Here is a 13,387-nt window from a genome sequence, read left to right as displayed (position 1 = left end):
TAATAATTCCTTAAAAAATTTCATAATGAATACTAGTGTACACCCCCGCCGCCGAAGGCGGCGGGGGTGTACACTATTTTATAATTTGTTCAAATTTCCACATTTAGAAATAATTAATGAATTATTTCAAAAATTATTGTATAAGCAATGAAGCACATCCTCCTGATATCTTTGGCGCAGGAGAGCTCATAAGTAAATTCAGGTAAAAAATTATTGTTGAAATAAAGATATTAATATAAAACACATACACTCAATAGTGGTGATTATTAGACTGTGAACGTTTACGTGATAAATAAAGCAAGTATTTTTTATGGAAAGAGTTATGAAAATCCTTGTACTGTCTGATTCACATGGAAATATTCAGAAAATAATGAATATCATTGAATCGGAGAAATCATTTGATTACCTGATTCATTGTGGTGATGGTATAAATGATTTGATTCATGTAGTTATACCAAATGGAGTGACTGTTATTACGGTATGTGGAAATATTGATAGAGCACGGGGTATTAATGGGCAGACAGTTGTTGTTGAACATATACATGGATATACATTTTTTATTACCCATGGAGATTTATTTGGTGCTCATCATGATATTACTGGAGTATGGTCAGAAGCAAAACGATTGGGATGTGATATTGCTTGTTTTGGGCATATCCACAGGGCAATGAATGATAATGTCAGTCCTTATATGTTTAATCCCGGTGCAGCGCAAAGCGGGATGTATGGAATAATAAATATTAATGATGGAATAAAGGGGGAATTGAAAAAAGTGTAATATATTTACTGTTTATTTTAAAAAGTAAAAAATTTATTAATAAATTTGATTCTATATAATTTATAATTTATACTCCCACCACCATCAGCGGCAGGAGTATGTTCTTCATTTATAATAGAGTTTGTTTTATTTCAAGGAATTTGTTGTGATTCTTTAAAAATGCTGTAACAACCACAGGGTCAAAATATATACCAGCTTTATCTGCAATTAATTTAACAGCTTTTTCATGAGGAAAAGCTCGTTTATAGGGCCGTTCCGAAACAAGTGCATCATATACATCTGCAATAGCAACAATACGTGCGGACAATGGAATTTCATGACCTTTCAATCCTTTTGGATATCCTGAACCATCCCACCGTTCATGATGATAGCATGCAATTTCCTTACCTAAATTGAGATATGAACGACCTGCAACCTTCCGTTCTGCTTCAGCTATGGTTTCAGCACCAATAATAGTGTGTTGCTTCATAATTTCAAATTCATACTCTGTAAGTTTTCCGGGTTTAAGCAGGATATGATCCGGAACACCAACTTTTCCAATGTCATGGAGTAAGCATGAATTTACAATATCCTGGATATATTCCTGGGTAATATAGTTTTTATATTCAGGGTGTTGCGATAGTTCATATGCCAATATTTCAACATATCTCATAATGCGTTCTAAATGCATTCCTGTTTCTTTATTGCGGTATTCTGCAAGTTTTGCCAGCGAAACGATAGTAACTATCTGAGCATGTTGTAACCGTTGATTGAGCTCTAACGATTCTGCTTCAAGTCTTTTTTTCTCGCTTATATCGATAAAAAAGTAGAGGTGTGCAAACGGTATATCATGGTCATCATGAAGAAGCGATGACATGCACAGTGATGTTAATAAATCACCGGATTTTTTTTGCATCTTGATTTCTGCATACGGCTGGTTAATTATTGGATTTATAGTAGAAGATTTTTGTAATGATTGTTTTTCATCACCAGCATATATTAATTGATTAAGAGGTGTATTCAGTATTTCAAATGGTTGAAATCCTAAAATTGTTGAAGCACCTTTATTCCAGCTTGTTATTATACCACTTAGATCAGTGGTTATGATTCCTATCATTTCGTTCTGTAAAATTTTTTCCTGGAATTCAGTAAGATTTTGTATATGTGCTTCCATTCTTTTTTTTCGCTCAATATCACGGGCCACTATCTGAATGCCAATAGTATGGTCCAGGGGAACTAAACTCATGGCCAGTTCATACCATGAATATTTTCCAAGACGATTATATAATTGTATTTCAAACGGTTGTGGATTTGTACCACTGGTTAATGAATGCTTCATAATTGTCTGTAATATATGTTTTTCGCTTTCATCAACAAAATCAAAAAAAGAGGGTTTACGAGATTCAGGGTAATCAAGGAGTTTATAAAAGACAGAATTTCCATATACAATTTCGCCTTCAGCCGTACATAAAAAAATTATATCCTGGGTATTTTCTACTAAATTGCGATATTTAAGCTCTGATTTTATAAGTTCTTCCTGATTACGCTTGCGACTGATTTCTACGGCTGCAGCATTAAGCAATATATTGATATAATCTTTATTATCTTCATTAGATGCTTTATCAAGCGCTATCGCTATGCTGCCTTCAATACGGTGTTTTGTCCCTATAGGATAGATTGCAATAATTTCATCATGAAAGAGTGAAAATAATAAATTTATTTTATTGTCATCTATCCCTGGAAATGTTTTTTTAATAAATGCTATCAAATCATCTTTACTATTTAAAATGATATCTTTACCAGTTTTGATAACTGCAAAAAAAGGTATAGTGGCATACTCATCAAATTTAAGTTTCAAGTTTAAAATATTTTCCTGTGCAACAATCTGTAGCGTGTGCAGAAGATTATCAGGGTAGACATCTGCAATCTGAAGTGTGTTTACATCGCTACTGAGTAATGTCACAATACTTAATTTTGCTCCTAATGCATGTAACGATTTTGTTATATGATGGATGCTTTCCTTTATTGTATTTGCCTGTTTAATGAGATATAACGTGTTTGTAACCAACTCTAATTTTGTTTGCTTTTCTTTCAATTCTTTTGTTTGCTTATCTACTTCTTCAGCTAATGCCAGGCTAAATTTCTCAATTTTACGTTCAGCAACAATGCGGGTTGTAACATCTTCAAGGATGTTAACCACTGAAGTAACTATTCCAGATGGAGCCATTATAGGGGAGGCAATATATTTAAAAAAACGTGAATCATTAAAATACGGAACTTTTTGTTCGCGAATAAATGGAGTTCCAAGATTCATGACTCTGAGTGCAATACAATCACTGCATGGTTTATCACCAAGGGCTATAATTTCATAACATTTTTTATTGAGTGGATGCTCAATGGAAAACCATTCTTTGAAGGTATCATTGGTTTCAATGATTGTATAATCTCTGTTGATTACATAGAGTGCCATGGGTATGGCATTGATAAGTGATGAATATTTTGTTTCTGAAATAATAATTTTATTCTGATAACGGTATTGCCTGAGCCCATTAGCAATTAACCGTGCAATAAGTTCAAGAGTAGAAAATTCATTTTCATCTAAAATGATGTGATCTTTTGGATAAATTATATCAAATGATCCAATAGTTTCTTTTTCGGCAATCAGTGGGAATGACACAACTCCTCCAAAATGTGGTGATTCCAAAATTTGTTTCTGGATATCGGAAGTAAGGATTGTTGCTAAATCTTTGCTTGCACCTGAGAAATCACTTACTATCTGTTCAAGAGTGTATATTGTTTTATTATACCCGATAGTATCCGGGTAGGTAATTGTATCAGAAAAAGTTATGTATCCCCTTAAAATTGAAAATAAGATGCTTTTTTTAAATATACTGCGGTTAGCTATAAGTTTTTTAATATTTATGGTGGTACTTTCAAAATTTAGGAGATTGGGATTGATTTGTGGAATAAATTTTTTTAAAGTGCGTAATTCAGGAAATATTAATAAATGATCACTCCCATCTATATTGGAAAGGCAAGAAATATTAAACACTGGAATTTTGAGATGATAAATAATGGTTTTTAATTTTTTTATATATTCTGATACAGAATGAGTAGTGTTATGTAGATTTGCAATCTGCAGTAAATATTTAACGGGATATGTGTTTTCAGTAAAGCCTATATCATTGTTCATTATAATAACATTAATAGGAAATTATAATCAGTAAGCAAACAACATCATAGTAAATATATATGCCATAAAAAATCAACAAAAATATTCAGTCCAGCAGGATTTTTATTAGGTCAAATGCCTATATGCAATTAAAAAAAGTTGTATAAAATCTCTTAAACAACAAAAGTAATAAAACTGACGTGTCATTATTATTTATCGTTATTTCTAGAATTTCAATTAATCATTATCTTATACAATCATCACAATATTATTTTTATATATTTAGATAAAATCTTATATTAGAAAAAATGTATTAGAAATTGATATAAATAAAAAAAAAGATTGACAATAATATAAAATCGTTTTTTTGCATAAAAAAATAAATAAATAATACCAGACTCCAAAAAATAAACTATAAATTTTAGGAGGAAATGATGAAAAAGCTATTGATAGTTGTATGTGCTGTTTTATTAGGTTTTTTCCCGGTAATGAGCTTTGCTGCTAATCAGGATTTAGCTCTCTCAGCTGGTTTGGGTATAGTATACCCAATGGGTGATATGGGGGATGTTATTGATTATGCATTATCTTTGCCAGTTAGCGTGCAATATGCTGTTGTTCCAAATATTTCTCTGGAACTTGATGGTTACTACTATCTTTACAGTTCAACAGATTTAGATAGTTTTACTCTTTACCAGTATGGTGTTGGTGGACGCTATTGGTTGGAAAAAGCTTTTAATGGGATATATTGTGGTGCAGGTTTGGGAAGGACACATTTAGAAACCGAACTTAAAACTACAATTCCTTTCTTTGGTACCTATACTGTAAAAACTGATGATGATTTTACAACTCTGTTTCTAAAGGCTGGATATACCATGAAGCTTGATCCAATCATTCTTGATATGGGTATTCGTTATGATGCCATTGATATGGATGACTGGTTTGATCAACCAATAACACTCTATGCAATGGCTACATATCCATTGTCACTGAAGTAGATTTTTATATTGGGGTTCTGGTACATTACTAAGTATTCAGTGTTAAGGCTGCGGTAGTGCAGCCTTTTTTATTTCAATATGATTGACATTTCTTGATAAATTACTTTTTGAATACATATATTTTTTATTGGGAGTTGTTATGCCAACATTTATCCACCTGTCGGATACACATTTGGGATTTAATGATTTTGACAAAGTTAATAATGAGGGTATAAACCAGCGTGAAGCTGATGTATACAACGCATTTGCAAATGCTGTTGACAGTATTATACAGCATAAACCTGATTTTGTTGTCCATACCGGGGACTTGTTCCACCGTGCATCACCTTCCAATCGTGCGCTCATTCAGGGGTTGGGTCACATAAAAAGAATTACGCAGGCAGGCATTCCGTTTATTGTCATTGCCGGGAATCACTGTACACCAAAGACCATATACACTAGCCCCATTTTACAGGCATTGCAGACAATTGATGGTGTTTATGCGGTGTATAAAGGCGAGTATGAGTACTTTTCACTTGATGGAGTTCATCTGCACTGTTTACCTCACATCCATGAAGATGTTGAATTTGTAACGCAAATAAAAAAGATTGAGCCAAAACAGGGGTGTAATATCCTTTTAATGCATACTTCGTTAGGGAAAGATTATCTGCTTGATGAATATGGTGAGCGGTTATTTCCTGAAGAATACTTTTCACTTTTGAACGAATTTGATTACGTAGCGTTGGGGCATTGGCATAACTTTCAAATGTTACCGCAATGGAACAATGCCTGCTACAGTGGGTCAACAGAACGTTTCAGCGATAGGGAAGCTGGCAAACAAAAGGGCTTTGTCACAGTTACTATCGGTACTAAAACAAATATAGCGTTTAATACAATTGCAATTCGTGATTGGGTGAGATTTGATATAAAAAAATGCAGTGAGCATTCTGTAGAAGAGATTAAAAAAAATATTCAGGAGCTTTCTTTACAGGTTACACCGGGTGCTATTGTAAGTGTGTATCTGCATGACATTGATGCACATCAGAGTGTTGCTGTCAGTAATATGTGGATTGTGCAGCAATTCCCACAGGCACTTGTGGTATTGCCAAAACGAATTTTTACAAAGCAGCATAGCCACGGCTCATCATTTAAAGAACATATTTCCATAGAAGAGGTGTTTGCAGCATATTGCAAAAAAGAAATACAGGATGAAAAAGAAAGAGAAGCTGTTGAAGCGCTGGGTAAAAAGTATTTTATGAAATACCGCCAACAATCATCTGATTTAAAGGAATAGCTAATGATTGTACAAAAACTTACCTTAAAAAATTTTCGACAATACAAAAATAGTACCATTGAGTTTAAAGAAGGACTCATTGGCATTATTGGAAAAAATGGTAGTGGTAAAAGTACCATTTTTAATGCTATTGTGTGTGCTCTTTATGGTGTTTTGCCAACTGCAAAAGAATATGTGCTCTCGGTGTTTGCGGAAGAAAAAGCCACAGTTTCAATTGAGTTACTTTTTGAAATTGATAACACTCAGTACAGGATTGTGCGTGAATTTAGAGGAAAAAATCTTAACCAGTATGCTTCATTATATAAAAATGATGTGGCGATAGTAACTGGTGCTACTGATGTAAATAGAACAGTAGAAGATATATTAGGAATGCCCCAGGATGCGTTCACACACTCAGTTTTTGCAGCACAGGGTGAACTCAGACAAATATCAGAAACGGGTGGTTCTGATCGCAGAGAACTCATCAGAAAAATTATGGGCTTCAGCTTACTTGACGACATATTACAGATTATTCGTGATGATAGAAATAATAAAAGGAGATTTATTGAAGGGCAGCAGGCCATGCTTTTAAGCGATGATGAAATAAAAGCCAAAGAATCTGCGCGGGAGGAGCAGTATCAAAAGCTATTGAACAAAGAAAAGGAAGTAAAACAATTGCAGGAAAAATATGCATTGCTGTCAGAAATGTTTTTACATGTGCAGAATAAATTTAAAGAGCAGCAAGAGCTTTATATGAAGCACAATGATTTGCTTAAAAAACAAACACAACTACAGGTACAGTTTGATAACTGCCTTCAAAATATTACTGAAGCACATGAAAGACTGAAGCAGCTTGAACATGCAAAAGCTGAATATGAAAAATTAGATAGTCAGAATCAAAAGTACAATGCGTATAAAAAGAAAAAAGAGCAGCTTGAACAGGCACGGGCAATGAATATGAAGAAGCAGGCGCTGCAGAAACAATACAATGAACTTTTGCAAGAGATACTTGATAAAGAAAACAGTATAAAAGAAGAGCAAAGTGAACTGCAAAAGCTTGATGACCTTGATGTAATGGTTAAGCAGCATGATACCAGAAAAAGCGACATAGAAAAAGCAGTAAAATCATTGCAAGAAGAGCTGTACAAAATAAAAGAACGTATGGGAGGAATTGAAAAGGCTATTAAAGACCGAAAAAAGCATATTGAGCAAATCAAAAAGCTTGGCAAGGAAGCTGAATGCCCTGTATGTTTGCGCCCCTTACATGAAGCTTATGATGCAACAATTGAAAAGCTTTCTTGTGAAATTGAAGAGTATGAAAAAAAAGAAATGGCCCAATTGAAGAGTGATGCAGAAAAGAAAGACAGCATGTTGAAAAATGCTGAACGTGACGTAAAAGAATTAGATGTACTGTTAAATACTTTGCAACAACAAAAAGCTCAATTAGTAGAGAAAAAGAAGAATGTTGAAAAATTACGTAATGAACTAAAGAAGAAACAAGAAAATCTCAATGACATTAGCGCGCAGTTACAGCAATTGAGTACGGTAATATTTGATGAACTTGAGTATACAAATATTGTAGAGGAATTTACTAAACTGGAAGCGGTCCATACTACGTTTATTGGCTTAGAAGCAAAGATACGGGAAATTCCTATTGTACAGCAAAGAATTGAACAGCTTGAAAAACAGAAAAATGATAAAGCCCTTGAAATAAAAAAAATTAATGAAAATATTATTGCTCTGGGCTTTTCGGAAGAATTGTATAATGACATAAAAAATGAATATGATTCAGTATTACAGGAAAAAGAAAAAATAACAAAAAAATTGAATGAAGAAAGATTATTGTATAATGATATTAAAAATGCAATTGGCAAGATTGTTGATGAGCTTGAAAAAGATAAACAAAATCGTAAAAAGATTGAAACTGCTAAACAAGAATTTGAATTACTGCAACGGTTAGAAAAAATCATGGATGGATTCAGGGAATCAGTATTGCAGATGGCAAAACCTGTTATTGCAAATTATGCAAGTATGCTATTTAATCAATTAACGCAAGGGCGCTATCAGGTAATTGAAATGGATGATAATTTCAACTTCCAGATAATGGATGATGGTAGATGGTATCCGTTAAGTAGATTTTCAGGCGGTGAAATTGACTTAGCTAATCTTTGTTTGCGGATTGCTATCAGCAATGCTATCAGGGATTTCAGTGGCAGTGGAGCTGTGGGTTTTATGGCGTTTGATGAAATTTTTGGTAGCCAGGATAATGACCGTAGGAATGCAATAATTAATGCATTGTACACACTTCAGGAACAGTACCGCCAAATTTTTATTATTTCACATATTGATGATGTAAAAGAGCTATTTCCTGCAATTTTACATATACAAACAACTTCACAGGGATCTGTAGCCAGGTGGTTATAGAAACAAAGTTGACTTTTATTCAAACCTTCGTTATAATTAAAAATCAATAGTGAATAACAGTCATAACGACTATTAAATTATTAATCAATTAATCTGATGTAAATGAGTTCTGATAAAAATTTATCATCCTGGTACATGATGAATCAATTAGATATAACCTTATTATAGTAAATGCTATGATCAAAATTCTGCATAATAATTTCATTTTTTGAGGTTATTAGATATGACGCAGAAAAAGCATATAGTAATTTTTCTATTTGTATTTGGTGGTGTTATAACTCTTGCAGGGTTAAAAATTGTCCATAATGCACGTGAAAGTTTATATTGGCCCAAAGCAGAGGGTATTATAACGCAATCGTTTATGGATTGGGATCGTCATAGGAGACAATTCGCTAATATAACATATACATTTACGGTAAATGGACAGAAAATTAAGGGTTTTCAAATTTCGGCAAAAGAGATGAATAAATCAAACGAGGATTTGCTAAAAGAATATCCTGTTGGAAAAAAAGTAATAGTGTTTTATGATCCTGAAAACCCTGAAAACTCATTATTAGAACCAGGTTATTCCTGGCAAAGTTATCAAGCATTGATACTAGGCATAGTCATACTTATAGTTGCTATAGTAGTGGCTTTGTTTTATAAAGAAAAGCCTCATGAGATAGGGGGAAAAACATGAAAATATCAAGAAGAAATTTCATTGTAACGTTATTTAGCAGCGTGGGAGTACTATGTAGTAACTATCTCACAGGCATTAAAAAAGCCTTTGGTGTTGGAAAATATTCAGATCTTGTTGTGATAAAAACTCAAGAGTTAACACAAAAATCCATTTATACTATGGTTGAGCAAGGTTTTAAGGAATTGGGTGGAATAGAACGATTTGTAAAAAAAGGAATGAGAGTAGTAATAAAGCCCAATATGGGTTTTAACTCAACTCCTGAGCGAGCGCACACAACAAATCCAGTATTAGTTGAAGCTGTTGCTACTATGTGTAAAAAAGCAGGCGCTAGTGTAGCAATAATGGACCGACCTGTTCATAACGCGCGGCTTTGCTACAGGTCAAGTGGTATTGAAGAAGTAGCAAAAAAAGTTGGCGTGGATTGTGTGTATATGGATAGGGACAAATTTAAACCAGTCAAAGTCCCTGGCGGGCTTAATTTGGATACACTGGATGTGTATGAGGACATACTTGAAGCTGATTGCATTATCAATATGCCAATAGCAAAACATCACAGCGCTGCAGATCTTACGCTTGCCATGAAAAACTTAATGGGAGTCATTGGTGGTAACCGTGGTTATTATCATATAAATCTACACAGGAATATTGTGGATTTCAACAAAGCAGTAAAGGTACATCTAATAATACTGGATGGCTTGCGAATTTTAACAAAACATGGTCCATCATCAGGTAGCCCCGCAGATATAAAAGAAACGAAAACAGTAATTTTTGGTACAAATCCTGTTGCGGTAGATGCCTATGCAGCAAAACATCTATTTGGCATTGAACCATCTTCCATTGGCTATCTTAACCTGGCGGCACAATCAGGTATGGGTACTATTAATGTTGGGGCATATTCCACCATAATAAGAACAGTATGAAATCAAAACACTGGTCCATATATAGGTCAATTGGTCAGCTTTTGTTATGGTTTGTTTTTGTTGCCAGTATCATTTATTTACATGATCCAGTTTCTGATGCAGGGATTGGATTTTATCCTTCACTTTCTATACACAGTATAACAATTGGATACATTACAACTCATACAGTCAAGTATGCAGTGTTAGGGCTGGGGTTATTTTCTTTGACTTTTTTGCTTGGGAGGTTTTTTTGTGGATGGGTGTGTCCGTTAGGTGCAACGTTTGATGCTTCAGATGCTTTGATACAGCCAAAAGAAAAAATAAAAGCAAAAACAAATATTACCAGAATCAAATTTTTAGTACTGCTCAGTTCGGTGCTCATAGCTTTCTTTGGTTTTACTGTGTCAGGATATATTGATCCAATTACCATTGCCTACCGTGCTTATGAACTGTTCTTATATCCGTTTGTGTCGTTCATAGGGTCAAAGCCTTTATCCTGGATTTTACCGGGATATGAGGCTCGGGATTATCCATTCTATTACTACAACTGGGCCTGGGTTGCAGTAGTATTCTTAGTTGTTTTAGGGTTATCTTCATTTTTCAGGCGATTCTGGTGCAGGGTGTTATGCCCATTAGGTGCCATGTATGCTGTAGCTTCACATGCTTCATTATTCCGGAGGGTTGTTGATACAGATAAATGTATTCATTGTGGGGCTTGTGTTAAAGGCTGTCGTATGGGGGCGATAGCTCCTGATGGGGTTGGCACAATAGAGCATGAATGTATTAAATGTTTTGATTGCCTGAAAAACTGCAATTATGATGCTGTTTCCTTTACATTTAAACGACCATCGAAAGTCAAAAGTATTGAGCATCCTGGAAAAGGAATCACTCGAAGAGATTTACTCATAGTGGCAGGATCATCGGCAATGGTTGCTGCCAGTAAAGTATCGCTTTTTGCAGCATCACACGATAGTTCCATAATTCGCCCACCCGGTGCATTACGCGAATCACAATTTTTAGATGCATGTATTCGGTGTGGGCAGTGCATGAATGTTTGTCCCACCAATGCACTTCATCCTTGTTTTGTTGAAGCTGGTTTTTATGGGATGTTTACCCCACGCTTAATTCCTCGTATTGGGTACTGTGATTTTACCTGTACACGCTGCGGGCAGGTTTGCCCAACGGGGGCAATACAGGAACTATCGCTGAGCACTAAACAAAAATTTGTTATTGGTACTGCATATATACTGCATGATATATGCTTACCATGGTCAGAACAAATAAATTGCATTGTATGTGAAGAAGTATGCCCGGTTGCCAACAAGGCTATAACCTTAGAAAAAAAGATTGTCAAAAATACGAAAGGAATACAGGTTGAAGTTTTATTGCCAGTTGTTCATGAAGATAGATGCATAGGGTGTGGTATATGCGAAAACAGATGCCCCGTGAGTGGGCAGGCAGCCATTGTGGTTCGTAAACCAAAGCTTAAGCTTGAGGAACGTTATGGATAATGGAAAACACTATGAAGCTATTGTAGCTAAAAAAGTTACCTGGATTGGGATGATAGTCAATATAATGCTGTCAGGATTGAAGTTTGTTGCAGGGATACTGGGGCACAGCCAGGCAATGGTTGCTGATGCTGTACACAGTTTTTCTGATTTAACGACAGATATTGCTGTACTTGTTGGCATTAAATACTGGGCAAGCCCTGCTGATGATGATCACCCCTATGGTCATGAACGCATAGAAAGTATTGTTACAGCGTTTATTGCATTAGCCCTTTTTGCCGTTGGTATTGGGATAGCATACAATGGCATAGTAACGGCATTTGAGCCTGATATTAAAAGCCCTGAAGCAATTGCACTTATTGCTGCATTTATTTCTATCATAACCAAAGAATGGTTGTATCGCTGGACAGTAAAAAAAGGAAAAGAAATTGATTCTTCTTCAGTAATTGCCAATGCATGGCATCATCGTTCTGATGCATTGAGCTCTATACCTGCGCTTGTTGCGGTTGCACTTGCCATTGCACATCCTTCATTAGCTTTCTTTGACCATATTGGTGCTGTTGTGGTTGCAATATTTATTGTTAAGGTTGCATTTGACATTTTAAAACCTGTTGTTATGGAACTATCAGATAGAGGTGCTTCTAAATCACAGGTAGATGCCATAGATTTAATTGCGATGAAGGTTGATGGAGTCAAAGAGGTGCATAGCATTCGTTCACGGAGAGTTGGGAGTGGTTATTTTGTTGACCTGCACGTGCTGGTTGATGGCAATATGTCGGTACGGGATGGACATGATATTGCGCGCAGTGTAAAGCACGAGCTTTTAGATAAAGGTCCTAAAGTTCTGGATGTTATTGTTCACTTAGAGCCGTATCAAACTTCTTCAAAAAAGAATAACAGTTGAAAGAATATACTGTAACAATTCGCTTTTACGAAGAACTCAATGACTTTTTGCCAAAAGATAAAAAAAAGGTTGCCTTCACCGTTAGCTGGAAGGGCAAACGCAGTGTAAAAGATTTAATAGAATCATTAGGTATTCCCCACGTTGAAGTTGATCTTATACTGGTAAATGGGATTTCGGTTGGATTTGATTATATTGTTCAAAATGATGATTATATCAGTGTATACCCTGTTTTTGAACGATTTGAAATCAGTAATACTACACGTTTGAGGCCTCAAAGTCTGCGTACACCTGCATTTATTTGTGATGTCCATTTACGCAAGCTTGTGAAGTATCTGCGTTTGTTTGGCTTTGATGTTTTATATGATGAAACCTGGGATGATAAGGATTTAGCACAAATAGCAGCACAGCAAAAGCGTATTTTACTTACCCGTGACCGACAGTTACTGATGAGAAAGATTGTTGATAGAGGATTAATTGTCCGCAATACCAGTCCACAAAAGCAAATAGTAGAAATATTAGACAGGCTGGATTTATGGGATACGGTAAATCCATTCAGCCGATGCATAATGTGTAATGGTAAAGTTACTAAGTTATCTGACAACACTGAAGAGTTTGAAAAAGAAAAACCACGAATTCCACCTGGCGTACTGAGTTGGTGCAATACATATTATAAATGTACACAATGTGGCAGAATATACTGGGAAGGAAGCCATTACCAGAAGCTAACAAAAAAAATTGAAACTATAATAAACCAGAAATCTAATAAATAAAGATAAGAAAATAAGTATCCACTGCGA

General features: G+C 35.0%; 10 protein-coding genes. 9 read left to right on the top strand and 1 reads right to left on the bottom strand.

Going from position 1 to position 13,387, the window contains the following annotated elements:
- Positions 1–310: 310 nt before the first annotated feature.
- The gene (locus AB1444_11445; protein ID MEW6527267.1) at positions 311–778 is read left to right on the top strand and encodes a YfcE family phosphodiesterase; all 468 of its coding nucleotides are present in this window, start codon (positions 311–313) and stop codon (positions 776–778) included.
- Between the two features lie 109 nt (positions 779–887).
- Here AB1444_11445 and AB1444_11440 read toward each other — a convergent pair whose 3' ends face one another.
- Entirely contained in the window at positions 888–3,950 is a 3,063-nt protein-coding gene (locus AB1444_11440) for an HD domain-containing phosphohydrolase (protein ID MEW6527266.1), read from the bottom strand.
- Between the two features lie 413 nt (positions 3,951–4,363).
- On the opposite strand from AB1444_11440, the gene AB1444_11435 reads away from it, so the two are divergent.
- The 8 genes from AB1444_11435 to AB1444_11400 all read left to right on the top strand — a co-directional run bounded on the left by AB1444_11435 (position 4,364) and on the right by AB1444_11400 (position 13,360).
- A complete protein-coding gene (locus tag AB1444_11435) occupies positions 4,364–4,924 on the top strand; it encodes an outer membrane beta-barrel protein (protein MEW6527265.1) in 561 nt (186 codons plus the stop codon).
- A gap of 139 nt (positions 4,925–5,063) precedes the next feature.
- Positions 5,064–6,197, top strand: a complete 1,134-nt coding sequence (locus AB1444_11430) for an exonuclease SbcCD subunit D (protein MEW6527264.1) — start codon at positions 5,064–5,066, stop codon at positions 6,195–6,197.
- A 3-nt stretch (positions 6,198–6,200) separates the two neighbouring features.
- On the top strand, positions 6,201–8,600 hold the full coding sequence (locus tag AB1444_11425; GenBank protein MEW6527263.1) for an SMC family ATPase: 2,400 nt from the start codon (positions 6,201–6,203) through the stop codon (positions 8,598–8,600).
- 223 nt (positions 8,601–8,823) lie between these two features.
- Positions 8,824–9,279, top strand: coding sequence for a DUF3592 domain-containing protein (locus tag AB1444_11420; protein ID MEW6527262.1), 456 nt, complete (start codon positions 8,824–8,826; stop codon positions 9,277–9,279).
- The gene (locus AB1444_11415; GenBank protein ID MEW6527261.1) at positions 9,276–10,199 is read left to right on the top strand and encodes a DUF362 domain-containing protein; all 924 of its coding nucleotides are present in this window, start codon (positions 9,276–9,278) and stop codon (positions 10,197–10,199) included. The genes AB1444_11420 and AB1444_11415 overlap by 4 nt, the downstream gene beginning before the upstream one ends.
- Positions 10,196–11,689 carry a 4Fe-4S dicluster domain-containing protein gene (locus AB1444_11410; protein MEW6527260.1) on the top strand — a complete coding sequence of 498 codons (1,494 nt, stop codon included), beginning with the start codon at positions 10,196–10,198 and terminating at the stop codon, positions 11,687–11,689. The genes AB1444_11415 and AB1444_11410 overlap by 4 nt, the downstream gene beginning before the upstream one ends.
- Positions 11,682–12,590 (top strand): cation diffusion facilitator family transporter, encoded by a 909-nt coding sequence (locus AB1444_11405; protein ID MEW6527259.1) that lies wholly within the window; start codon positions 11,682–11,684, stop codon positions 12,588–12,590. Before AB1444_11410 ends, AB1444_11405 begins: the two co-directional genes overlap by 8 nt.
- Positions 12,587–13,360, top strand: a complete 774-nt coding sequence (locus AB1444_11400; protein ID MEW6527258.1) for a Mut7-C RNAse domain-containing protein — start codon at positions 12,587–12,589, stop codon at positions 13,358–13,360. Before AB1444_11405 ends, AB1444_11400 begins: the two co-directional genes overlap by 4 nt.
- The last annotated feature ends 27 nt before the right edge of the window (positions 13,361–13,387 follow it).

It is taken from the genome of Spirochaetota bacterium, assembly GCA_040756435.1.
Taxonomy (GTDB): domain Bacteria; phylum Spirochaetota; class UBA4802; order UBA4802; family UB4802; genus UBA4802.
This window is presented reverse-complemented; position numbering and strand designations above follow the sequence as displayed.